Source organism: Pseudomonas gozinkensis, from assembly GCF_014863585.1.
Lineage (GTDB): Bacteria > Pseudomonadota > Gammaproteobacteria > Pseudomonadales > Pseudomonadaceae > Aquipseudomonas > Aquipseudomonas gozinkensis.
On the sequence record NZ_CP062253.1, the window covers coordinates 879,598 to 904,094 of the forward strand.

Consider the following 24,497-nt stretch of genomic DNA (forward strand, 5'->3'; position numbering starts at 1 on the left):
CGCCCTGAAAGGTAATTTGAATCCACGACTAAAGTAAATGGCTGACGCTTGCGCGACGTTTGACTCAATTGGCTACTCGAACTGGCCGGATGCGACCGTGACACTTTCGGCCGGCTGACTAGTATGAGGGCCTGAAATCTCACTGATCAGACTGCACAGAAGGACACACGCATGCGACGCTGGAACGGCTGGGGAGATGCAACCACGGTGGTCGAACTGCCGGCCCAGGGCGCAAGTTTTCTCCATGAGCGACTGGGGGAGGGCCGCGCGCTGCCCGATGCAACGCTTGAGGCGACGCTGGCCCGCGTGCCGGTCTCGCGGTTGGCGGAACACGCCTTGTACAGCATCGATGCCCATGACCGTCTGCTGCATGCACGCGGGCAGAGCCTGCCGGACTGGCTGGCGTTGCGCGAAGGCGCGCTGGGCAACTATCCCGACGCCGTGGCGTTCCCGGAAACTGCCGAACACATCCGCCAGTTGCTGGCGCTCGCCCAGGCGCAGGACCTGTGCCTGATTCCCTACGGCGGCGGCACGTCGGTGGCCGGGCACATCAATCCGCCGGACTCCGCGCGGCCCGTGGTGACTGTTTCCCTGGCGCGGATGAGCCGTCTGATCGACCTCGATGAACAAAGCCTGCTGGCGACTTTCGGCCCCGGCGCCAGTGGCCCGCAGGTGGAAAGCCAACTGCGCGCCCGAGGCTACACGCTGGGGCATTTTCCGCAGTCGTGGGAGCTGTCGACGCTGGGCGGCTGGGTGGCCAGTCGATCCAGTGGCCAGCAATCGCTGCGCTATGGGCGGATCGAGCAACTGTTCGCCGGCGGAACCCTGGAAACCTTTGCCGGACCGCTGCAAATTCCAACCTTCCCGGCCTCGGCGGCGGGCCCTGATCTGCGCGAAGTGGTGCTGGGTTGCGAGGGGCGTTTCGGGATCATTTCCGAGGTCAAGGTGCGGGTCAGTGCGCTGCCGGCCGATGAACGTTTTTACGGCGTGTTTCTGCCCTGCTGGAGCAAGGCGCTGCAAGCCATTCAGCAACTGGCCCAGGCGCGGGTGCCGCTGTCGATGCTGCGCCTGTCCAACGCGGTGGAAACCGAAACTCAACTGGCATTGGCCGGTCATCCGCAGCAGATCGCCTGGCTGGAAAAGTACCTGAACCTGCGCGGCGCGGGGCAGGGCAAGTGCCTGCTGACCTTCGGCGTGACCGGCAATCGTAAGCAGAACGCGCTGTCCCTGAGCCAGGCCCGTCAGCATCTGAAAGCATTCGGCGGTGTGTTCACCGGCACGCTGCTGGGCAAGAAATGGGCGCAGAACCGCTTTCGTTTTCCGTATCTGCGGGAGAACCTGTGGAACGCCGGTTACGTGGTCGACACCCTCGAAACAGCCACCGACTGGAGCAACGTCGACAACCTGCTCAACCGGATCGAAAACAGCCTGCGCGATGCGTTGGCGGCGGAGGGTGAGCGAGTGCACGTGTTCACGCACTTGTCCCACGTCTACGGCGAAGGCTCGAGCATCTACACCACTTACGTGTTTCGCCCGGCGGCGGACTATCCCGCGACACTGGCTCGCTGGAAGGCACTCAAGCACGCGGCCAGCCAGACCATCGTCGACAACCACGGCACCATCAGCCACCAGCACGGCGTGGGCAAGGATCATGCGCCGTATCTGCTGCGCGAAAAAGGCGCGCTGGCAATGGACACGTTGCAGGCGCTGAGCCGGCACTTCGACCCGGCCGGGCGCCTGAACCCCGGCACGCTGTTGCAGGAGTGACGGCGATGAGCGCGGACTGGAACGCCGAATGGCGCCAGCAAATCCTGCCGACACTGGCGGCTGAAACCTGGGATTTGATCGTCATCGGCGGCGGCATCAGCGGCGCCGGCATAGTGCGTGAAGCTGCACGCCGTGGCTGGCGTTGCCTGCTGCTGGAGCAGCGTGATTTTGCCTGGGGCACGTCCAGTCGATCCTCGAAAATGGTCCATGGCGGTTTGCGTTACATCGCCAAGGGCCAGTGGCGCCTGACCCGCGATTCGGTGCGCGAGCGCCAGCGCCTGCTCGACGAAGCACCGGGGCTGGTGGAACCGATGAGCTTCATGATGCCGCACTATCGCGGCGGCTTTCCCGGGCCGCGAGTGCTGGGTGGTCTGTTGTCGATCTATGACGCATTGGCCGGACGCCGCGATCATCGTTTCCATGACGCGCAGCAACTGCGTTATCTGGCGCCGGGCGTGAAAGAAAATGACCTGTTGGGCGGCACATGTTTCATCGATGCGCTGACCGATGACGCGCGGCTGGTGATGCGCGTGTTGAGCGAAGCGCGGGCCGACGGCGCGGTGGTGCTCAACGGTGTGCGCGTCGAACATCTGTTGCGGGATAACGGGCGGGTGTGTGGGGTTCAGGTCGAAGATTGCGAGGCCGGCTCGTCGCTGCAATTACGATGTGGTGTGCTGGCGGTGGCCACCGGGGCCTGGGCCGAACGCCTGCGTCCATCTGAGGCGCCGCGTCAGTTGCGTCCGTTGCGCGGCAGTCATTTGCTGCTGCCGGGCTGGCGCTTGCCGGTGGCTCAGGCCTTCACGTTTATGCACGAGCAGGATCGGCGACCGGTGTTCGTTTTCCCGTGGGAAGGCGCCACAGTGGTGGGCACCACCGATCTCGATCACCGCGAGAATCTGGACCAGAGCGCGAGCATCAGCGCTGAAGAACTCGACTATCTTCTGGCCGCCTGCCAACAGCAGTTTCCCGGCGCTGAAGTGACAGCCGCCGACGTGCTTTCAACCTGGTCCGGTGTGCGCCCGGTGGTGGGCAGTGCGGCGGGTGAGCATCAGGGCAAACCGTCGAACGAAACCCGTGAACATGTGCTGTGGCAGGAGCCGGGTTGCGTCACGTTGGCCGGTGGCAAACTCACGACGTTCCGCCCGCAAGCTATCGAAGTGCTTAAGGCCTGCGCCGACATGCTCGGTCGGTCTTTCGAAGATGATGCCGCGCCGGTGTTTGCCGCCGTGCCGCCACTGACAATCCCCGGCCTCAGCCCCGCTCAGTGGCGACGCCTGGCCGGGCGACATGGCCGGGACCTGCCGAGGCTGGCGCAACTGCTCATCGAACTGGGTCATGAAACGGTCGGCGCCACCGACACCTTGTGGGTCGAACTGGCCTTCGCCTGCGAAGCCGAAATGGTCCTGCACCTGGATGACCTGCTACTGCGCCGAACCCGTCTGGGCCTGCTGCTACCCCATGGCGGCGCGGATTATTTCCCGGCCATTCGCCAACTCTGCCAGCCACGGCTGGGCTGGAGCGACGAACACTGGCAACAGGAACAGCAACGCTATCAGGCGTTATGGCAACGCCATCACGGCCTGCCGGAAATCGCGCAGTGATGCCCCTCGAAGAGAGCTCCATGGACAACCACCCGAACAAGCGTTACCTGCTGGCCATCGACAATGGCACCCAGAGCGTGCGCGCGCTGCTCTTCGATTTGCAGGGCAACCTGCTCGGCAAGGGCAAGGTTGAATTGCAGGCCTATTACTCGACGCAACCAGGCTGGGCCGAGCAGGACCCGGAATATTACTGGGCGAAACTGGGCGAGGCCTGCCAGCAGGTGTGGACGCAAACCGGCATCGATCGTTCGCAGATTGCCGGGGTTTCTCTCACGACCCAGCGCGGCACGGTGATCAACGTCGATGCCCAGGGCAAACCGTTGCGCCCGGCGATTCTCTGGCTCGATCAGCGCCAGAGCGAAGTCGAAGGCGGGATCAAGGGACCGTGGGGCTGGCTGTTCAAACTGGCCGGCGCGCAGGCCACGGTGGATTACTTTCGTGCCCAGGCCGAGGCCAACTGGATCGCCCGCCATCAGCCTGACGTGTGGGCGGCGACCGACAAGTTTCTGCTGCTGTCCGGGTTCCTCACTCATCGATTGTGCGGGCGATTCGTCGACTCGGTGGGTTGTTGCGTCGGCTACCTGCCGTTCGACTTCAAACGCCTGCGCTGGGCCGCAACCCGTGACTGGAAATGGCAGGCGCTGGCGGTGCGTCCCGAGCAACTGCCGACCTTGCACAAACCCGGTGAAACCCTCGGCCATATCAGCGCCGAAGCGAGTCTCCACACCGGTATTCCCGAAGGCGTTCCGCTGATTGCGGCGGGGGCCGACAAGGCCTGTGAAGTGCTCGGTTCCGGCGTCGTTGATTCGGGCACGGTGTGCCTGTCTTACGGCACCACCGCGACGATCACCAGCACCCGTTCGCGCTATCTGGAAATCGTCCCGTTGATTCCACCGTACCCTTCGGCGGTGCCGGATCAGTACAACTGCGAAGTGATGATTTATCGCGGCTACTGGATGGTCAGCTGGTTCAAGAACGAGTTCGGCCTGCGGGAAATGCAGCAGGCCAAAGAGCAGGGCATCGAGCCCGAGCAACTGTTCGATGCGCTGGTGGATGCGGTGCCGCCGGGCTCGATGGGATTGATGCTGCAACCGTACTGGTCACCGGGGATTCGCGAGCCGGGTGTGGAAGCCAAAGGCGCGATGATCGGCTTCGGCGATGTGCACACCCGCGCGCACATTTACCGGGCGATCCTTGAGGGGCTGGCGTATGCCTTGCGTCAGGGCATGGAGAAAATCGAGAAGCGTTCGAAGATCTCCGTCACCCGTTTGCGAGTCGCTGGTGGTGGCTCGCAAAGTGATGCGGCGATGCAACTGACGGCGAACATTTTCGGCCTGCCGGCGGAGCGTCCGCACGTTTATGAAGCGTCCGGCCTGGGCGCGGCGATTTGCTGCGCGGTGGGGCTGGGGTTGCACGCGGATTTCCCCACGGCGATTGCGGCGATGACCCGGGTCGGTGCTGTGTTTCAGCCGCAACCCGAGGCGCAGCAGGTCTACGAGCGACTGTACAAGGACGTCTATTTGCGCATGTATCGGCAGCTCAAACCGTTGTACCAGAGCATTCGCAAGATCACCGGTTACCCGGCCTGAACGAACATCGCGCGTGGCGCTATCGGAGAACTTTTCTGGTGAGATCGGACAGTGTCAGAGGCGGGGTCGATTGTTAGGCTCGATCCCCACGGCACACATAACAAGAACCAGAAGCAATGAAGCTGATCTCCCTCCTGCTGCTTTGCGCAATGGCCCCCACGGCGTGGGGTTGGTCGAACCATACGGTGGGCAGCTACCTGGCGTTGCAGGATCTGCCGGCGTTGCGCGATGCGTCGCCCGTCGAAGTCGAACTGCTGGAGCAGTTTATCTCCGAGCAATACCCGGCCATCGTCGCGTTGCTCGATGAGCAGGAACGCTTCGCCCGCGAGCATTTCAAGCAGTACCCGCCGCGCTCCGACAATCTCAAGTTGCCCGCCGAGCCGAGCGACAATCTGCGCCACGACTTCCTCAGCGCGTTGCGGGTCAATCCGCAGATTTTTCTGGCGATGGTCATCCAGCCGTTGCCGGGCAAGGACCTGCCCGAGCGCGAGCATCTGCAGGCCGATCAGGTCATGGTCGAGCAGACACTTTCGCCGTGGAATCGCCAGCGTTTCATTCGCGTGGCCGATCACGAAAAAGTCGCGCCCCTCGCCGTGCTAGCGAGCGCCGCCGATGAGCCGGATTACGGCCACGACATCAACCTGTTCAGCGACAACCCCGGCGAAGTCGCCGCGTTGTACGGCTTCGGCCCGCAGCCGTTTGGCGATGCGCGCTTTCAGTACAGTTCCCAGGCGCCGTTCCACATGGGCTTCTTCCATGAGAGCCCGGTGGTGTACGCGGCCGCCGGATTTCTCGAGCGCAGCTGGCCGGACTGGCGCGCGTATCAGTACATGGGGCTGGCGCGACTGGCGTTTGCCAGCGGTCATTCTTACTGGGGTTATCGCTTTCTCGGCTGGGGCCTGCACCACGTTCAGGACCTGACCCAGCCGTATCACGCCAAGCCATTGCCGGGCGTCGAACTGCCGAGCCTTCTGCTGCTGGAAGGCAAGGCACTGGCCGGTTTCGCGGATGACAAACAGGCGTCCATCGAACGGGTCGCGACCCGCCACATGGAAGTCGAGAAATACCAGTCGACCTGGCTGCGTCGCGTGCTGCGCGCCGGACAGCCGCATCCGATGCTCGACGCCTACGCCGATGCTAGCGGGGACGCGCATTACCCGCCGTACTCCGTGGACTACCTGCGCGAAGTGGTGAGTGCCGAGTCGGTCGACGACTCCGCGGCCTTCGATGAGGCCATCGGCCAGTGGCTGGAAACGGCGCCGGTCACGAGCGATTTCAGCGCCGGCAATCAGTTGCAGCAAGAGAATTTCGACCATCCGGAACTGAATCGGCAACTACTCAAACTGCTCGGCCATTTCGGCGCCCACAGCCGGATTTATGTCCGTGCGGGACTGGCGCCATAAGCATCGCGGCAACACACAACAATAAGAACAGGGAAGGAGGAACAGATGATCAACACTCGATTGCGCCTGTCTGGCGTAGCGCTCCCCGGTGTCGGTTTGGCAGGGTTGCTGCAACTCTGCGCAGTCGATGCGGTGCAGGCCGCCGAGTTCAGCGTGCTGGACAATCAGGTCACCGGCTCGCTCGACACGACTTTGTCCTATGGCCGCTTGTGGCGGGTCCAGGGCCGGGACAAGACCAACGATGACGTCAACACCAACGACGGCAATCGCAACTTCGACACCGGGCTGGTTTCCGAGGTGTACAAGATCACTTCGGAGCTGGAGGCCAACTACCAGAACTACGGGATGTTCCTGCGCGGCACCGCGTTCTACGACACCCAGTTGATGGACAAGCGCAACGACTACTACCACAACAACAGCCCGTCGCAGCCGAGCCAGAGTTATCCCCAGGACGACCGTTTCACCGGCCAGACCCGCGACATCGCCGGCAGCCGGATTGAAATGCTCGACGCCTACGTCCATGGCACCTGGGACGTTGCGACAATGCCGGTCACCGCGCGGGTGGGGCGTCAGGTGTTCAACTGGGGCGAGGGGATTTTCTATCGCGGTGGGGTCAACACCACCAATCCGGTGGACGCCGCGAAATATCGCTTGCCCGGTGCCGAGGTCAAGGAAGTGCTGATGCCGGTGGAGGCGGTCAGCTTCAACATCGGCCTGAGCGACAACCTGACGATGGAGAGTTTCTACCAGACCAACTGGAAAGAAACCCGCATCGACCCGGTCGGCACCTTCTACTCGCAGACCGACCTGTTCGCCGACGGCGGCAACACCGCTTACAACAACTTCAGCGGCACCGCCCTCGACACACCGGTGCCGGGGTTCGGCAATGTGATCGGTCTGTACAGCGCACTGGGTAATAACCCGTTGCTCGGCCCGGCGCTGAAGTCCACCGGCCTTTATGCCAATGGCGTGACCCCGGCCTATGGCAACACCCTCAAGGTGGCGTCCATCGGCAAGGACTACAACGCACGCAACGACGGCCAGTTCGGCTTTGCCTTTCGCTACATCGCCGAAGAACTCAACAGCACCGAGTTCGGCCTGTACATGGTCAATTACCACGCCAAGGAACCGACCATCGCTGCCGACCTTGGCGGCTACAACGGCATCGACATGAATGCCCTGACCAACATGCTCTCCAGCGTTGCCGGCAGTCAGGCCGGGGCCCTCGCCAACGGGCTGGCGACTGCCGATGTGATGGGCAACATCCAGGCCCATCGGCGTTATGCCGAAGACATCCGCATGTACGGTTTCAGCTTCAACACCACGCTGGGCGAGGCCTCGGTGTTCGGTGAAGTGGCCTACCGACCGAACCTGCCGATTGGCGTCGCGGCCACCAACGATTTGATCGGCGACCTGGCCAACGGCGCCGCCGCAGCAGTGTCCGGCAAGACCATCAACGTCGGCGGGCAAATGGTCACCCTCGACAGCCAGATCAACAACGCCGAGCGGGTGGAAGCGTTCAACACCTCGCTGGGCAGCATTTACAACTTCGGCCCGACGCTGTCGTTCGACTCGATGTTCGGCATCTTCGAACTGGCCTCCGAGCACCTGCGCGGCAGCAGCCTGCAATACACCGCCTACGACGGCAGCAACCGTTACTACGCCGGCACCGGCAACACTTCATATGTGTCCGGCGGTGATCGCGACGATCAGGTCAACCGCGATTCCTACAGCTACACGGTGATGTTCAACGGCACCTGGAACGACGTGTACGCCGGGGTCAACGTCTCGCCCTACGTCGTCTACAAGGACGACTTCAAGGGCAACAGCTACCAGGCCGGCAACACCATCGAGGGTCGCAAGGCCTACACGCTGGGGATCAAGGCCAACTACCAGAACAGGCTCGAAGCCGAGTTGCAGTACACCGAGTTCTACGGCGGTGGGCAGAACAACGGCATTCGCGACCGCGACAACGTCGGTTTCAACCTCAAGTATTTCTTGTGAGTACCAAACACAATTTTTGCGGCAGCTCATCCCTTGTGGGAGCGAGCTTGCTCGCGAAGAGGCCGGCATATTCCACACAGATGTCGCCTGACAAACCGCTTTCGCGAGCAAGCTCGCTCCCACAGGTTTTTGTACTTCGGAGAAGATCATGTTTCACACTTCAAGACTGACCAAGATCTCGCTGGCACTCGTCCTCGGCCTTGTCACCGGCAGTGCACTGGCCGCCATCACACCCCAGCAAGCCGAACAACTGAAAACCTCGCTCACCCCCATGGGCGCCGAGCGTGCCGGCAACGCGGCCGGCACCATTCCGGCCTGGACCGGCGGCATCACCCAGGCGCCGGCCGGCTACAAACCTGGCCAGCATCACCCCGATCCGTACGCGGCGGACAAACCACTGTTCACCATCACCAAGGCCAACCTCGACCAATACAAGGCGCATCTCACGCCGGGTCAGATCGCCCTGTTCAACAGCTACCCCGACACCTTCCAGATGCCGGTCTACCCCTCGCGCCGATCCGGCTCGGCGCCGCAATGGCTGTATGACAACACCCTGAAAAATGCGACCTCGGCCAAACTGCTGGAGGGCGGCAGCGGGTTCGCCGATGCCTATGGCGGCGTGCCGTTTCCGGTGCCCAAGGATGGCGTCGAAGTGCTGTGGAATCACATCACTCGCTATCGCGGCATCTACGTGGTCCGCCGAGCCTCCGAAGCACCCGTGCAACGCAACGGCAGCTTCGCGCTGGTGACCTCGCAGCAGGAAGGCTTCTTCAACTACTACCGCCCGGGCGGCCAGTTCGCCGACCTGAAAAACATCCTTTTCTACTATCTCGCCTTCGTGAAAAGCCCGGCACGCCTCGCCGGTGGTGCAGCACTGGTGCACGAGACACTGGACCAGCTCAAGGACGCCCGCCAGGCCTGGATCTACGACGCCGGCCAACGCCGCGTCCGCCGCGCGCCGAACCTCGCCTACGACACGCCGATTGCCTCCTCCGATGGCCTGCGCACCGCAGACGACACCGACCTGTTCAACGGCTCGCCGGACCGCTTCGACTGGAAGCTCAAGGGCAAGCAGGAAATCTACATCCCCTACAACAACTACAAAGTCGGCAGCCCCGACGTGAAATACGCCCAACTGCTCACCCCCGGCCACCTCAACCCGCAATACACCCGCTACGAGCTGCACCGCGTCTGGGTGGTCGAGGGCACACTCAAGCCAGGCTCACGGCATATCTATTCCAAACGCGTGCTGTTCCTCGACGAAGACAGTTGGGGCGCCGCACTGGTGGATCAATACGACGGGCGAGGGGAGCTGTGGCGCGTGTCGATGGCCTACCTGAAAAACTTCTACGACCTGCCCACCACCTGGAGCGCACTCGACGTCTTCCACGACTTGCAGGCGCGTCGGTACTACGTGCAAAACCTGGATAACGAAGAGGCCTCCACCGTCGACTTCTCGCAACCGGTGCCGGAGGATTCGTATTTCATGCCGTCGGCGTTGCGGCAGCGTGGGACGCGCTGAACAGGTAAATCGGCCGTTCGGCAGTTTTCAAGTTTGAGCAAGATCCAGTGTGTTAGTCTGCAATCAATGATTTCATTGATTGCAGGAGGCATCATGGCCAGCATCACCATTCGAAACCTTGATGAAAAGCTCAAGGAGCAGTTGCGAATTACCGCTGCTCACAACGGACACTCCATGGAGGAAGAGGCTCGTTTGATACTCGGCCGAGCTTTGGCAGCAGTTGATCGCGCCGGAGGTCTTGGAAGCCGGATACGCAATAGATTCAGTGCTGTAGGCGGAGTGGACCTTGATCTGCCTGAGCGTTCAGAGAAAGCTACCGGGGTGGATTTTTCTGAATGATAGTGCTCGATACCAACGTTCTTTCAGAGTTTATGCGCGTAGAACCTGAGACTCGGGTGCTTGCCTGGGTTGATGCACAACCTGCGATGGATTTGGCTGTCAGCGCGATAACAGTGGCGGAAATACTCCACGGAATCGCACGGCTTCCCTCAGGCAAGCGCAAAAAAAACCTTGAAGCCCTTGCCATGGCAATGTTTGAAGAGGACTTCGCCGGACGCATTTTGCCATTCGATGCTCATGCCGCCGTTGAGTACGCGACACTAGTTGCAGACTGTGAATCAAAGGGGCGAACCGCGTCGATGGGAGATGCTCAGATTGCAGCCATCTGTCGAACTCACGGAGTACCGATTGCTACTCGCAATGTGAAGGATTTTGAGTTCAGCGGGGTTGAGGTGATTAATCCCTGGGTGACCGTAGCGACGCCTTAGCCGTTTGTAGCGCTCTCGCAAAAAAGCCCGCGCTCGAAGTGATAATGAGTCATTTCGGGCGCGGGCTTTTTCGTTGTAGATCGCTATTCGACGCTAAAAATCAAACGCGGAAGTGGCTCACCATCTGCTGCAACTGCCCACCCAACCGCGCCAGTTCAACGCTGGACTTGGCCGTCTCATCACTCGCCGCAGCGGTCTGTTCCGACACGTCGCGGACGTTGATGATGCTGCGGCTAATTTCTTCGGCCACGGCGCTTTGCTGTTCGGCGGCTGCGGCGATCTGCTGGTTCATCGACTGGATGTTCGACACCGTACGGGTGATGTTTTCCAGGGACGAGCCGGCCTTGCGGGTCAGGGCCACGCTGCTGTCGGTCAGGGCGCGGCTGTTGTTCATCACGGCGGAAACCTGTTGCGTGCCGTTCTGCAGACCGGCCACCAGGCCTTCGATTTCCTCGGTGGATTTCTGCGTGCGCTGGGCCAGGCCACGGACTTCGTCGGCGACCACGGCAAAACCGCGACCGGCTTCACCGGCACGGGCGGCTTCGATGGCGGCGTTGAGGGCCAGCAGGTTGGTCTGTTCAGCGACGGCCTTGATCACGTCCATGACGCTGCCGATCTTGTCGCTTTCCTGTTGCAGCACGCTCATGGCTTCGGTGGAACGCACCACTTCGCTGGCCAGACGCTCGATCTGGGCGATGGCTTCGTTCACCACTTTGTCGCCTTCGCGGGCTTCGCCGTCAGCGGCGGCTGCGGCTTGCGAGGCTTCTTCGGCGTTGCGCGCGACTTCCTGCACGGTGGCGGTCATCTCGTGCATCGCGGTGGCGACCTGATCGGTCTCGACCTTCTGGCTGTTCACGCCGGCGCTGGTCTGTTCGGTCACGGCCGACAGTTCTTCGGCGGCGCTGGCGATCTGGGTCACGCCGTCGCGGATGCCGCTGATCAGGTCACGCAGGGTCACGCCCATGCGCGCGATGCCTTGTTGCAGCACGCCGAGTTCGTCGCGGCGGGTGACAATCACGTTGTGGCTCAGGTCGCCGCTGGCGATGCGGTCGACCACAGCCATGGTTTCCTGCAGCGGACGGGTGATCTGACGGGTGATGATGAACGCGGCGATGACACCCACCAGCAAGGCCAGCAGGGTGCTGATCAATTGCAGAGTACGGGCCTGGGCGCTTTCCACGTCACGACGATCCAGCTGGATCTGATACAGCTGCTCGCTCAGGGTCACGATGGTCGCGCCCTGATCGGTCATTTCCTTGCGCGCCTGCACCGCGTCGGTATTGGCGTTCTTGAAGGCCTGCAAGGCGCTGCGGTAGTTGGTCAGTGCAGTTTCCAGCTGACGCAGGGCATCCTGTTGGGTGCTGGCGAAATGCACGTTCAACTGCTTGAGGCTGGCGATGGCCACGTCCAGTTGGCCGACGGCTTTCTGCTCGGTCTCGGCGTTGGCAGTGGCGGTGTAGCCGCGCACTTCGTAACGCGCCAGGATGAACGCTTCCTTGGCGGCGGTGATGGCCTGGAACTGCTCGAAACGCTGTTCGCTCATGTCCATCTGCTGGACGCGGGTGCTGATCGACTGGATCAGGTTGTACGCGGTCTCGGCATTGGCGGCCATGGTGTCGCGCGCCGTGTTGCCGGTGCGGTAGGCGTTACGCATCTTGTTCAGGGACGTCTGGTACTCGGCGATGGTCGCCGCCTGCTCCTTGAGCAGTTTGACGTTTTCCGGGCTCTTGAAGCTGCTGATCAGCTTCTGCTGTTGTGCGGCGAACCCGTCGAGGGTGGTCTGCACGTTCTGCGCGGCGGTTTCGTCGCCGTTGGTCAGCATGTATTGCAGGCGCACCACGCGCAGTTTGGTCAGGCCGGCGTTGAGCTGGGTGATGTCGCTCATCCAGTTGCTGCGGTCAATCAGGCCGCCAAGGCTGGTCCAGCCGGTGAGCGCCAGGATGCAGGTCAGGGCCAGGACGAGGCCGAAACCGAGCCCCAGTTTCAGGTTAACGCTGATGTTGCCGAACCAGCTATTCATCACAAATCCTCCAGAAAACGTTGTGCGTCTTGATCGTCGGTCAGGCTGGAAGATTGTTGTTTTTTTGAGCCAGCAAGGGTGTAAGCAGGACTGTATCGGCCGCAAATCCGAGAGCTGAAAGGATTTTGTCCTACGGAATTTGTAACAATGGATCCGAAGATTTTTTTCACATGGGTTTCACTGCCTGCCCACAGCCTCCTCTCTACTCTCGCCGCATCGAATGACAAGTGATGGCGGCTTTTTGTGGAATTGAGACTGAGTCTGTTCGGCGTCAAGCGCTCGATTGATCTGAGTGGTCTGGCCCGTTTTCGAAACACCTGGGTGGTATTGGCAGCGTCGGTGCTGGTGATTCCGCTGACCCTGTGGCTACTCGCCCCGGCGGCGGTGCCTGACCTTGCCCACGGTAATGTGGCCGGAGCGCAGGCGCTGAAGGACGGCTGGGACAAGGGCGAGATGATCGTGCTGGTACGCCATGTCGAGCGCTGCGATCACTCGAAAGCCCCGTGCCTGAGTGGCAATGATGGCATCACCGACCGTTCGCGCAGTGTCGCGGTGAGCGTCGGCGCGCAGTTCGAGCAGTTGGGTCTGGACAAGGCCGACGTCTACAACAGCCCGATGATGCGCACCGTGCAGACCGCCGGCTACATGTTCAACAAGGCCGCGACCGGCGAAGACTGGCTGATCAGTTGCAAGGGCCGGATGCTGGAGGACGCGCTCGCGCACAAAGTCCCGGGACGCAACCTGATTCTGGTGACCCACAGCGAATGCATGGCCCAGCTGGAAAAAGACCTGAAGGTGCCGGCCTCGACCCTCGGTTACGGCGCATCGCTGTTTGTTTCCGCCGCCAGCCCGGCGGCCCCACAGATGCTCGGCTTCATTGAAGCCTCCGACTGGCGCACGGTGACCACCCAATGAAATCCCGCTTTTATGCTTACAACTTCGGCATCCCGCTGCTGTGTGCCGCGCTGGTGTTCCTGATGTTCGACATGACCCGTATCGACATCGCTTTCAGCAACCTTCTGTTCGATCCGCTGAGCCAGACGTTCCCGCTCGACAAGATCCACTTCTTCGAAAAGCTGACCCACAAGTGGGCGCGGATCATTCCGAACTGGACGGCGGAAATCGCCTTGATCGGCGCCATGCTTTCGTTTGTCTGGCCGCTGGTGAAGCCGCAAAAGCATCCGCGTCTGGGCGGTTTTCTCGAGCGCAGCAAAGTCGCGCCGGTGCTGCGTTTTGCCGCCGATCACCGTAGGGATTTTCTGTTTGTGGTGGTGGCTTTCGCGGTCTGCACCGGGGTAATTCATTTCCTCAAGGCGCACACCAGCGTTTACTGCCCGATCGAGACCACGCTGTACGGCGGAAAGATGCCGCACATCGAGTGGTACAACAATTTCCAGCTGTTCCACGAAGCGGGTGAAGGGCGTTGCTGGCCGGGCGGCCATGCTTCCGGTGGATTCACCATGCTGGCGCTGTACTTCGTGGCGCGTCGTTATAAGTGGCGCTTTTCCAGCGCGTTGCTGTGGGGCTCGCTGCTGCTCGGTTTTGTCTACGGCACCACGCGAGTCCTACAGGGCTGGCATTACATGTCCCACACGTTCTGGGCCGGGATCTTCGTGTGGCTGGCGTGTTTGCTGACGGCGCTGGCGTTCTACGGACGGGCTCGTCTGGAATTGCCGGTGTTGAGCAAGCGTGAGCGGAAGGTGTTCGCTGCACAGCCTGAGGTTTCTCTCTGAGTCCTCGCCGCTGAAATGAAAAACCCGCCATCACCGGCGGGTTTTTCGTTTGTGCTGTCGTGGCATCAATAGCCGACGAAGTAATACGCCTGGCGCCCGACCATCATGGTCTTGTGGACTTTCAGCGGGGCGGCGGGTTCGCTGTCTCCCGACATCACGGCGATGTTCGATGGCGATGCGTTGAGAAAATCCCGTAGCTGCGCATCGGTATCCAGGCCCTTGAGGACACTCCGCGTGTAGAACACGCTGGCGCCGCCGACCCGTTCGTTGGCTTGAAACAGCGCGACCTGATTTCCGCTCGCTTGCAGCGACTGGATGTGTTCGGTCAGCGGCAGGAACGACAGGTGTTTATCGGCTTTTGGCAGTGCCCATTGCGCGGCGCCAAGGTAGCTGGCGATGACCACTGTCAGTACCCCAGCCGCCAGTATCTGACGATGACGGGCGATTCGTCCGACAAACCCGCTGTTACGTTCCTTCAACCTCTCGAACAGTACGGCTGCATATTCCGCCGCGATCACTGCCGCTGCCGGCGTCATCGACATCAAGTACACCGTCCGCTTGCTCGACGCCAGGGTCAGCAGGATGAACTGCGCGATGATCCACAGGCTGAAAAACAGCAGGTAACGGTTGGCCTTCAATTGTTTACGGAAGTGCCACAGCCCCAGATAGACCAGAATGTTCCAGGGCAGGAACGCCTGCGGCAGTTTGGCGAGGTAGTAGTAAAACGGCTCGTAGTGCCCGGCTTCGACGAACGATCCGCTGAAACGTCCTACGCTGTTGGTCAGCAACACTTCGCTGACCGCCTGGACGCCGCCGCGCTGATAGAGCACGGCAAGCCAGATCATCAGCGGGATCAGGCCGACGAGGGTCAGCAAACCCGAACGCAACCAGTCCGTCAGTTTGAAGCGCTTGTCCATCAGGTTGTCGGCCAGTAGAAAAGCGAAAATCACCACACCCGGCATCGCCAGCCCGAGCACGCCTTTGCTCAGTGTGGCGATGGCGATCCCGACGGCAAACAGCAACGAATTGCCGAAGGTTGATTCTCGTTGCGCCTGGAAGAACGCCAGCAGTGCGGTGGTCACGCCAAGTGCGAGCAACGCATCTTCACCGACCCCGCGCACGTTGCTCCAGTAACTGGCCATGGTCGCCAGCAGAATCCCCGCCGTCCAGGCGATGGCCTTCGGACGTTCGAAGCGGCGCAACATTGCGTACAGCAGCATCACACTGAGCAACCCGGCCACCGCCGACGCCAGTCGCACCGCCCAGGGCGAGACGCCAAAAACGCGCATGGCACCGGCGTCGAGCCACAGGCTCAGTGGCGGTTTTTCCAGAAAGGGCTCGCCGAACAGACGCGGCGTCACCCAGTCGTTGTCCAGATGCATTTCCATCGCAATGCCCGCCACCCGGGCCTCGGTGGAGCCTTGCAGTTGATGGTTGCCGAGGGCGAAAAAGAACAGCAGGGCGGCAAGCAGAAGCAGGGAAGAGGCGGCACGCGGCATGGGTTCAGGCAACCGGAAGTGAGCGGAAACCCGAGCTTACGCGGCCAATCCTTAATAATTTGTGAACGTCAGGACAGCGGTCGCGACCAGCGTTGCTCCGGCGTTTCGAAACGCGGATTGACCCGTGCCGTCAGCACATGATCCTGCCAGCGCCCGGCAATGTTCAGGTACGCCTTCGCATAGCCTTCACGCTCGAACCCGAGGCGCTCCAGCAACCGGGCGCTGCGTTCATTGCCGGGAATGTAGTTGGCCATGATCCGGTGCAGGTTCTGGGTGTCGAACATGTAGGCGATGGCCGCCTCCAGCGCTTCCTGCATCAAGCCCTTGCCCTGATGCGCCTCGTCGATGTGATAACCCAGATAACACGCCTGAAACGCACCGCGGATGATCCCGCTGAAATTGCAGGCGCCGATCATTTGCTCACCATCCGGGGTCAGCAGCGCCATATGCACCGCCAGCCCGGCTTCGAAGGCGCTGGCCTGTATTTCAAGGCGTCGGCGGATCTGTTCGGTGGAAAAGTAATCGGTGGTACGAATCGGCGACCACGGTGCGAGGTGGCGTTGATTGCGCTGGTAGAACGCGCTTTCCAGCGGAGCTTGATCCGGGTCGAGTACCGCGAGCGTCAGGCGTTGACAGGGCAGGGTAAGCAGCGGCATCGGGTGCTCCGGGTCTCGGGATTGATCACCAGAATTGCCCGGCAGGCAGGAAAAAACAAATCGCCGCCAGATTCCGGGCGAAAAAAAGCCCGCAGGAGCGCGGGCGAACCGTAGTTTCTTGAATGAGCGAGGCCAATGTACATGGCCATCACCGCCGCCGGGGTGAAGAAAAGTTCATGTCGATGAACGACTTGCGTCATCGACGAGCGGTCATTGTCAGTGCACGACAGGCGCCGTCGTACGGGGCACCAGATTCACCGGATCAAGGTTCTCCACGGCACGATTGACCAGCATTTCGGTCATGATCGACAGCTGCCGGATCGCCAGCAACCGGCTGCGTTGAGAGCCTGTGAAATCATCGGCAATGTTGGCCGTCACCATGTTCAGCGCCGCCAGGGTTTCGCAGGCATGGGTCAGCAAAGTGGCCGTATCCACGTCGGTGCGCACGGAGAAAATTTCGTTGAAAGGCAGGGTGCGACGCGGCTTTCTCACGTATTCCTGAGGCTGGGTGAGCACAGCTGGCTCTTTCGCTTCGGTTTCGTGAGGCGGTGTTTGATCAGGCAGGCTTCGGGTGTCTTTTTTCATGACGAGGCTCCATGGTTTCAGGCTCCCGGCGAATTCCTTTGGTAAACCATCTGCCGGGTTGCAGCGGAGCGCGAAGACTAGCGTTTGGAAGCATCTTGAACCAGTTCATGGAAGTCGACGCGGGTTGCGGGAAATTTCCTAGGACCCCTGCAGACAGGAGTGAAGTTCACTCGACGTCAGCGTGTGTTTGAAGTGATGTTCCCACAACCGCACACCCAGACCACCTGAACGATCCAGCGACGATCCCACCGTCAGATCCGTGAGCAGCGTCGGCTGCAAGCCGGCATCGAACAGCGCAAACCCTGCAGCGAGGCAGCAGGTTTCGGTCTGCAGTCCACAGACCACCACGCGATCCAGATTCAGGCTTTTCAGGTATTCGATTGTGTCCGGGGAGGGCGCGTAGCCGTATTTGATGAAGATACGGTCTGCGGCGATCAGGCTGTCGTCATCCGCCGCCGGATGCCAGCCGAGCTGACGCTGGAACGGTGTGCGGCTCTCGTCATGGCGCTCGACCGTGGCGACGCTGGGCAGTTTGCCGATGAGTGATTGAATGCCGTCGATCAGCCATTGCGGCGGGGAGACGCAGGGTTGGACGTCGATGATCAGCAGTGCTTGGCGCATGAGGTCTCCCGGGGTGAATCTCCAGATGCGACAAGGCCCGCACTTGGCGGGCCTTGTCGTTGAGAGTTGGTGGGCCGGGGTAATCTGAACAGATTTTATAAGGTATTGATTTTAATGAGTTATCTTCGGTTAAATTTCTTATTGGAATACCTTTTGGAATACCATCCGTGAGACTTCTGAGATTCCCGTCTTTACGTCGGACCAAAGTCGATCCTATAGATGTACTTCGGATCTCGCTTTGAGCGCTTCCACCGGACTCTGATAGTAATTGCTGGCGCATGGTCATATCTTCACTCGCTCTGGCGAGTCAGCACGTGCCTTATTGCCGTCGCGTATGGCAAATGCGCGGTTTCTCGCACTTCCCGCTCCAGCTCCTCAACCCAACCCTCGTCGTCGGGAAACGCCTCGGCGTACTCTACAAAATACTCCATGGTCTGGATGTAGCCACAGAGTTCAGCGCGACGAATCTGATTCAGGGCACCGTCCAGGGCGAGAATGCGGATGGTTTCGCTGGCACGAAGATGGTCGCCCACGCTCAGGCCCGCCCGTGGCTCCACGGTGCCACCGGGGGTGAACACCAGAAACGCGTCGGGGTCTTCGATATCAGGCTTGATCAGCGTCCCTGGTGGGTACGTTCCGCATTGGTCTTTGGCCTTGCCGCAAGTGCCGGCGCGGTTGCAGGAACCAAACAGGTTACTCCAGTCGAACGTACCCTGAGGATAACTTCGGCGCTGACGGAAGTGTTCGATGTGTCGATTTCCCTCACCCATTGGCCCCTCACAGTAAGCACATCGAGACCCTTGCATTAAGTCCAGCGCCAGCCATATAGCCTGTCGCTCCTCTTGTGTCGGGCAAGTGGCACTCCAGGCGTCCTGGCCGTGCCGGTAACGCCTCAGGCCCAATGGCGGGTCGTCCTGCCGATCCAGATGACGCACCTCAACGCTCCCCATTGCCAAGGTCACGTGGCAGACGTTGCTTAATGCCCTGTAAACGAACCAGTCGGTCAGACTCGCGAATGACTGGATGTTCCGCTCCGAAATGGGCCTCCAGCTTGTCTCTCAATATGCGCCCCTCAGGTTGCTCATGAAGATTTTGCTGGATCAGCGCCTGATAATCGGAAACCCAGATGGCCTCAGGCACATGGGGTATCGGGTCGACACCCATAATACGAGCCAGTAGGTCGGAGCTGGCGACACCGCGGGTCTGCCATTGTGGCTCACTGACGGTGGTGACTCGGCTGGTGGTCTCGGGATCGATTTCAGTGCGCAGGATTCGAACACAGTCCGAGGAAACCGTACTCAACACTTGGGGGCTGTGAGTGGTCACGATAATCTGCATGGCCGGGAACGCCTGGGCCAGGTTGAGCAGCACCACTTGCTGCCAATCCGGATGCAGATGCATGTCGACTTCGTCGATTAGTAGTAGACCTGGTGTCTCTTGCGCCGCCTGCGCACTGAGGTGGCCGTTGAGTTTGGTCGCGCGGAATGCGATATCGGCAACCATGCCGATCATGTTGCGAATACCGTCGCTGAGCCACTCGACTGGCAGTTCGCCAAATTGCTCATGGCGGGCAACCAGTGCGTCACGGGTGAAGGAGTACTCGATGCCGCTCCAGCCTGCCGGTTGGATGCAAGCGTTCACCGCGCGACTCACTGACTGGACGTAGGCGTCGAATTCAGTATTGGCAATGCTGACTCCAGCTTCAAGCGCTTTGAGTTGGGCTTGCTTGGCATTCAGGCTCCAGTAGCGAAACCACTGCACGAACGATTTATAGCTGGAAGCCGGATCGAGGCAGTCGGTATAACCAACGGTCCTTGAGGTGCGTTGGATGTTCTTCGCATCTGTCAGTTTTTTCTGCTGCCACAGCCGCCCAGTGCCGTAGTATGCGATGAGTGGCAGAACGACTTCAGTGTCCGGCGTGCGCGACGCTTCTTGCATGCGCTTGCCATAGTTCACCAATTCCTTGGCATCTTTGACCGAGGTTTTGGTCTTGGTTGTGCTGGAGAGATGACGGCTCCAAATGGTGGGCAGCAGATCATCGGACAGTTGATCGAGCAGGCTGCCGGGAATAAACCCCGTGGCTTCGAGCCTAGCCCCCTGAGGAGCGTACTCCATTTCGTTTGTAGCGGTTTGCCTGGCACGAAACTGGCGTATATCACTCGGCTCGAAATGCTTGCCCACAGCCTCGTCAAACGCCCCTACATACGGACCGAAGGCGATGGCGATGGCGTCGAGAATGGACGTTTTACCCGTGCCATTGGCCGCAACCAGCACTGTCAGCTGCGGGTGAAAGTCGATATCGATCGTTTCAAAGCAGCGGAAATCACGCAGCCGCAACCGGGAAAGCCGTAGCGAATTTCTTCCGGCACTCGTCATGTTTTCCTGCGTGCTCATGCGAAACTCCAGCCGACGCTTAAAACGCTAGTCTACCTGCTGACCTGCTCCCAGCGCAGCCTTTTGGAGGGACTGAAAAGCCGTCCTAACTTTGAGAGTGCCTCCTGTTCTCTCCTTCAAGTTTCTTGTCTGGTGCGAGGGGTATCACACCGTGAATTACATGACGGCCTTGAGTGCAATCATGAAGAGGCCGCTCTTTCAATTGTTCTACCTGCACTCGATCAGGCGAAGCCCTAGATGGTGTCTACTAACATTAAGCGCAATATTGATGGAGTTTAAGTAACAGGAGATACTCGAAAATATATGTGACTAAATAAGAGTTTAGTGATCTGTATATCCTTAGGCCGCTTGAGTAATGGTGGTTTAAAAGAGGTGGCACTGCTCTGCTCAGGTATTTCACTCCTGCCGTTTGACAAAAATCTCAGTTAAAATTTAAATGGTTTCGTTAGAATTTAAGTGTAAAAAAACAAGGGCTAGTTCAAGAAAATTTGTGCTGTTGTTGATTTATGGGCTTCGTAGTAGTTGTAGTGTTCTGATTCTTTCAGGTATGTGATCATTTTTTTCTACTTCCATTTCTATCAGTATTTCTAGGGTTCTTGCGCGGCTTATTTCATATCGAGCTGCCAGCTTGTCGAGGTTATCAATTGCCTTGTCTGAAATGACGAAGTTGTACTGAGCTTTGTCTTTTAGATTCTCTCTATATTTTTTTTGGCCCCATCCTTTTTTAATTTTTCCTATGTAAAGCTCTTTTTGTTCTCGTGAGTAATTTGCTTTATCAAAAAAAATCAAGATGTCTTCGAATGTTTCGAAGGCAGTTGAGCCTAGTGTGAAGGTGGATGAGTTTTTTTCTAACCAGTCCCAGGCGAACTGGCTTTTCTGGTTGTCATCTTTAAACCAGGTATACACTTTGTCGTTTGATCTAAGGTTGCTCCATCTTTGTTTAAGATCTCGGAGTAGGTTTATTTTTTGAGTTACGTCTCTCTGCCATACGTCGAGGATCGCGATAGGTAGATCTTTTTCTTTTAAGTCAAAGTAGTTATCGAGTTGGCTGTGTCCTGTCGAGTTTTGAATTTCTCTTGTCATCCACTCTGTTGTGCGACGGTTTTCAGTTATCCACTCAATTTCTCTTTTGTGCACAAGTTGCTTGCGTCTTTCTTTCAGAAGTTCTTCGACTCTCCACGTCCTGGTTTGTAGATATCTGGCCATTTTGTCTCTCATGCCAAAATCCGCGAAGTTCTGTGGGTTAAATGCTGAGTCGTAAAATAAAAGTGTGTACCACAGCCATACATCGTAACGGTGACTGTATTCCGTTTCACCCAGTATCTGGGAGAGATCGTCCTCAATTTTTAGTGCCACTGTAGGGTCATCCTAGCGTGATTTAAGTAAAAATATAGATTTACTATGCAGTCACTCATGTGTCAATCAAGATTGTCCCTAGTAGATAAAAAATGGCGATTTATCAGTCTTTACTTGGGGATGAGCCTATTTTCAGCAGCGATCTTGCGAGTTGATACTGCTCCATTCCACAAGCAATTTTTTCGTCTGATTACCATTAGGTGCGCTGCTTTGCCAAGGTTGCCTCGCCAGGGCCTGCTCTTGGATGAAGGGTAGAGTCCGTAGCACGTTAATTTTTACTGGGCTTACGAATCCTCTGGACGAATACAGGAGCTGCGTTCATGAGGATAATTCGATTGAAAGAGGTCATGGATCTCACTGGCCTTGCTAGATCTACGATTTACAAGTTTATTTCGGGCGACTTGTTTCCAAAGCCTATTCCCTTGGGGGACCGTTGTGTAGGTTGGCTGGAAAGTGAAGTTCACGATTGGATTCTGGATAAAGTTAAAGATCGGGATAAATTGGTGAGTAGGAGTAATTGAGGTTCTGCAGTGGTTGTCTTTGAAGCTTGATTGGCTAAGTTCAGTTAACGCCATCAAGGATAAGTTCCTTGATGGTGTTTTTCCAGAGTGATTGTGGTCTCTGTAATGTTGCGTTTTAACAGGGTTTGCGGGTGTTTTATTTAGTGTGGTGCCGTCAGGGTTTTCGGTATTGGTAATATGCTTATACAGTATCTCTGTTATGAGCTTGGCTTGTCTTTGCTAGTTGAATGTAGTGGAGGCGTATTGGAGGAAAGGTGGTCTCTCTAAGCGAAGCGCAATATTGTGCTCCGCTTTCTTAGATGCAAGGTAAAAATGTACTTGGAGTCCTGACTATATGAAACTAAATAATCGGAGCTCCATCATGGCTAGACATCCAGGCAACACGAACTTAACCCTTCATTGCGAAGGCTCTTACCAAGGCTTGGCCGTGCAAGTGGATAAGGGACCTTTCATTCAAGAGTACCTAAACCGTCTTCATCAGACGGTATCTCGAGCGCTTAATCAGTACTCTCGTGTATTTGCACTCAGGTTTGACCTACGGCTACCAGCTAACATTCAATTGCCCGATTACGCTTTCACGAACGAGGTTGCTGACCGTTTTATCGAATCCTTTAAAGCCAAGATCAAGCACAATCGCCAAATGGCGAAACTTGTGAATAAGTACGCACACGACACCAAGGTGCGTTACGTCTGGGCTAGGGAGCAAGGGCAGCACGGGCGACCACATCATCACTTTGCGATCTTGCTGAACTACGATGCCTTCAATGCGCTGGGGAAGCTCGAATCAGGCAGAGACAACATGTTTAATCGCTTGGAAGGAGCGTGGGCAAGTGCTTTAGGGTTGTCAGTAGAGGCTGTCAGCGGGTTGGTCGAGATTCCACAAAATCCTTATTATCACTTGCATCGCGACGAGATAGCTGGGCAGGCAGCCTTCTTCCATCGTGCGAGCTATCTGTGTAAGTCGAGCACGAAGGTTTTTGGGGATGGTTCCCATGGTTTCGGATGCAGTAGAAGCTGAGCACAACGCTGAATCACGACAAAAAAATAAATAAAAGGTCACCGTACCGATGACCTCCCTGGCAATGCCAAGGGCAGTCTATCGGACGGTGTGAACATAGGAGTTAAAGGTAACCTCGTTCGGCCAGCGATACGCAGCCTTCATGACCTACAACAATGTGATCCAACGTCTGGGTGCCAATCATGCTGAGGGCGTTCTTGAGCGCCAGGGTTAGCGTACGATCGGACTGGCTGGGTTCAGGATCGCCGGAAGGATGGTTATGTACCAGAATCACCGCTGCCGCATTGTGCTCCAACGCAATCTTGAGCACTTCCCGTGGGTACACGCTAGCACCGTCCAGCGTGCCTCTGAATAGCTCCCGAAAGCTGATTACCCGGTGTTTAGTATCAAGCAGTAGCAAAGCAAGAACTTCGTGCTCGTGATATTGCAGTAGCGTTTGCAGGTGGTTGAAAACCTGCTTCGGATCAGTCAGTGCCCTGCCTTTAGACAGACGACTCATCGCTAGTTGTTGAGCCATCTGCAGAATATCGGCCTCGGTGACTGGTGAATCCATGACATAGGTTCCGGTCGTTTCACCGGCTTTGAGCTTGTGATATTTCATGCGGAAAATCCTTTTGAACACAATGCGGCATAAGCGCTGTGCAACGCGCAGCACTGCTCGGAAAAGGTTGGTAGGTTGTGAGTCAGGTAGGCAAGTTGAAGCGATGACCGCAGATGAGGCAAAGATTGTTCGCTAAGACATGACGATCCAGTTTTTCGCCAAGCTGAGCGCCAAGGGTACATCCGCCTACGCCACCGACCATGCCGCCGAGGACCGCACCGGAAATTGTGCCAAGGCTCATGCCAATCGGTCCGGCGATAGCGCCGACAGCGGCACCGAACTGACCGCCAGCCAACGCATAGCTTGCGCCGTGTGCTGCGCCGCCAATGGTGCCGATAGCGGCGCCAGTTTCCATGGCGGCTCTGATTGAAGCAATTTTTTGGGAGTTGCAAAGGGGGCACTGCAATGACATGGGATGGCTCCATGGAGTGATTGTCATGGCGGTGATGTAGGACTGAAAATATTTTGATTCGAGTTGGTCTTCGTACGGCTGTTATGCGACTAACCATTGGAATGGCATTGAGCCAACGAAGTGCCGAATCACCTACGGTATTGTTATTGGCCGGCGTTGAGCCCCACTGGCATATGGGGCCATTCGGCGTTAGCGCCTACACGGCAGCGCCTTTCATAGCTGGTCCATCATGCACCCGATCGGTAAGCGTATGGTGAAGGCACCTTGTTGATCTGTTACGTAGTCAATCAGACTGGCTCGCAGAGCCTCTAGCTCATAACCACGTTTGCCTTCCCGGCTAGGTGTTCGCTGATCGCCACTATCCAATCAAGACCATCAGCCCACCTGAGACACTTATGAAGTAAGATGCTGTTTTGATATGACGCGGG

General features: G+C 58.3%; 22 protein-coding genes and 1 pseudogene. 12 read left to right on the forward strand and 11 right to left on the reverse strand.

Features of this window, described 5'->3' with window-relative positions:
- Positions 1-171 precede the first annotated feature (171 nt).
- From IHQ43_RS03820 to IHQ43_RS03855, 8 genes are all read left to right on the forward strand, one after another.
- Positions 172-1,767, forward strand: coding sequence for an FAD-binding oxidoreductase (locus IHQ43_RS03820; RefSeq protein WP_192563430.1), 1,596 nt, complete (start codon positions 172-174; stop codon positions 1,765-1,767).
- A gap of 5 nt (positions 1,768-1,772) precedes the next feature.
- Complete coding sequence (locus tag IHQ43_RS03825) at positions 1,773-3,368, forward strand: glycerol-3-phosphate dehydrogenase/oxidase (RefSeq protein ID WP_192563431.1); 1,596 nt, start codon at positions 1,773-1,775, stop codon at positions 3,366-3,368.
- A 20-nt stretch (positions 3,369-3,388) separates the two neighbouring features.
- Positions 3,389-4,957, forward strand: coding sequence for an FGGY-family carbohydrate kinase (locus tag IHQ43_RS03830; RefSeq protein WP_192563432.1), 1,569 nt, complete (start codon positions 3,389-3,391; stop codon positions 4,955-4,957).
- 116 nt (positions 4,958-5,073) lie between these two features.
- Positions 5,074-6,360: a phospholipase C/P1 nuclease family protein gene (locus tag IHQ43_RS03835; protein WP_192563433.1), complete on the forward strand. Its 1,287-nt coding sequence runs from the start codon at positions 5,074-5,076 to the stop codon at positions 6,358-6,360.
- 45 nt (positions 6,361-6,405) lie between these two features.
- On the forward strand, positions 6,406-8,364 hold the full coding sequence (locus IHQ43_RS03840; RefSeq protein WP_179692721.1) for a DUF1302 domain-containing protein: 1,959 nt from the start codon (positions 6,406-6,408) through the stop codon (positions 8,362-8,364).
- A 148-nt stretch (positions 8,365-8,512) separates the two neighbouring features.
- A complete protein-coding gene (locus IHQ43_RS03845; protein ID WP_115076477.1) occupies positions 8,513-9,886 on the forward strand; it encodes a DUF1329 domain-containing protein in 1,374 nt (457 codons plus the stop codon).
- 93 nt (positions 9,887-9,979) lie between these two features.
- Positions 9,980-10,225 (forward strand): FitA-like ribbon-helix-helix domain-containing protein, encoded by a 246-nt coding sequence (locus IHQ43_RS03850; RefSeq protein WP_192563434.1) that lies wholly within the window; start codon positions 9,980-9,982, stop codon positions 10,223-10,225.
- Entirely contained in the window at positions 10,222-10,653 is a 432-nt protein-coding gene (locus IHQ43_RS03855; protein WP_192563435.1) for a type II toxin-antitoxin system VapC family toxin, read from the forward strand. The genes IHQ43_RS03850 and IHQ43_RS03855 overlap by 4 nt, the downstream gene beginning before the upstream one ends.
- Positions 10,654-10,753: 100 nt before the next feature.
- On the opposite strand, the gene IHQ43_RS29765 is transcribed toward IHQ43_RS03855, so the two are convergent.
- The gene (locus IHQ43_RS29765) at positions 10,754-11,617 is read right to left on the reverse strand and encodes a methyl-accepting chemotaxis protein (protein ID WP_420793312.1); all 864 of its coding nucleotides are present in this window, start codon (positions 11,615-11,617) and stop codon (positions 10,754-10,756) included.
- Positions 11,612-12,673 (reverse strand): annotated as a pseudogene (locus tag IHQ43_RS29770) (methyl-accepting chemotaxis protein); the annotation flags it as partial. The pseudogene IHQ43_RS29770 and the gene IHQ43_RS29765, both read right to left, overlap by 6 nt.
- A 243-nt stretch (positions 12,674-12,916) precedes the next feature.
- Here IHQ43_RS29770 and pmrG point away from each other — a divergent pair.
- Entirely contained in the window at positions 12,917-13,588 is a 672-nt protein-coding gene (pmrG, locus tag IHQ43_RS03865) for a lipopolysaccharide core heptose(II)-phosphate phosphatase PmrG (protein ID WP_192563437.1), read from the forward strand.
- Positions 13,585-14,406 (forward strand): phosphatase PAP2 family protein, encoded by an 822-nt coding sequence (locus IHQ43_RS03870; RefSeq protein ID WP_192563438.1) that lies wholly within the window; start codon positions 13,585-13,587, stop codon positions 14,404-14,406. Before pmrG ends, IHQ43_RS03870 begins: the two co-directional genes overlap by 4 nt.
- A gap of 65 nt (positions 14,407-14,471) precedes the next feature.
- Here the strand turns inward: IHQ43_RS03870 and IHQ43_RS03875 are convergent, their stop codons facing one another.
- The 7 genes from IHQ43_RS03875 to IHQ43_RS03905 form a co-directional block, all read right to left on the reverse strand.
- Entirely contained in the window at positions 14,472-15,905 is a 1,434-nt protein-coding gene (locus IHQ43_RS03875) for an ArnT family glycosyltransferase (protein WP_192563439.1), read from the reverse strand.
- Between the two features lie 68 nt (positions 15,906-15,973).
- A complete protein-coding gene (rimJ, locus tag IHQ43_RS03880; protein WP_115076483.1) occupies positions 15,974-16,561 on the reverse strand; it encodes a ribosomal protein S5-alanine N-acetyltransferase in 588 nt (195 codons plus the stop codon).
- 216 nt (positions 16,562-16,777) lie between these two features.
- Positions 16,778-17,146, reverse strand: coding sequence for a DUF6124 family protein (locus IHQ43_RS03885; protein ID WP_192563440.1), 369 nt, complete (start codon positions 17,144-17,146; stop codon positions 16,778-16,780).
- A gap of 138 nt (positions 17,147-17,284) precedes the next feature.
- Positions 17,285-17,767, reverse strand: coding sequence for an isochorismatase family protein (locus tag IHQ43_RS03890; RefSeq protein WP_192563441.1), 483 nt, complete (start codon positions 17,765-17,767; stop codon positions 17,285-17,287).
- 290 nt (positions 17,768-18,057) lie between these two features.
- A complete protein-coding gene (locus IHQ43_RS03895) occupies positions 18,058-18,573 on the reverse strand; it encodes a retron system putative HNH endonuclease (RefSeq protein ID WP_244142239.1) in 516 nt (171 codons plus the stop codon).
- A gap of 130 nt (positions 18,574-18,703) precedes the next feature.
- Positions 18,704-20,161: an AAA family ATPase gene (locus IHQ43_RS03900; RefSeq protein ID WP_192563442.1), complete on the reverse strand. Its 1,458-nt coding sequence runs from the start codon at positions 20,159-20,161 to the stop codon at positions 18,704-18,706.
- Between the two features lie 504 nt (positions 20,162-20,665).
- Positions 20,666-21,517, reverse strand: a complete 852-nt coding sequence (locus IHQ43_RS03905) for an amidohydrolase family protein (protein WP_192563443.1) — start codon at positions 21,515-21,517, stop codon at positions 20,666-20,668.
- A gap of 320 nt (positions 21,518-21,837) precedes the next feature.
- Here IHQ43_RS03905 and IHQ43_RS03910 point away from each other — a divergent pair, with 320 nt between their 5' ends.
- Positions 21,838-22,038, forward strand: coding sequence for a helix-turn-helix transcriptional regulator (locus IHQ43_RS03910; protein WP_192563444.1), 201 nt, complete (start codon positions 21,838-21,840; stop codon positions 22,036-22,038).
- A 361-nt stretch (positions 22,039-22,399) separates the two neighbouring features.
- Positions 22,400-23,056: an inovirus Gp2 family protein gene (locus IHQ43_RS03915; protein WP_192563445.1), complete on the forward strand. Its 657-nt coding sequence runs from the start codon at positions 22,400-22,402 to the stop codon at positions 23,054-23,056.
- Positions 23,057-23,159: 103 nt separating this feature from the next.
- Here IHQ43_RS03915 and radC read toward each other — a convergent pair whose 3' ends face one another.
- Together radC and IHQ43_RS03925 are read right to left on the reverse strand one after the other, a co-directional pair.
- Entirely contained in the window at positions 23,160-23,657 is a 498-nt protein-coding gene (gene radC / locus IHQ43_RS03920) for a RadC family protein (protein WP_192563446.1), read from the reverse strand.
- Between the two features lie 82 nt (positions 23,658-23,739).
- Complete coding sequence (locus tag IHQ43_RS03925) at positions 23,740-24,069, reverse strand: hypothetical protein (RefSeq protein WP_192563447.1); 330 nt, start codon at positions 24,067-24,069, stop codon at positions 23,740-23,742.
- Between the last annotated feature and the right edge of the window lie 428 nt (positions 24,070-24,497).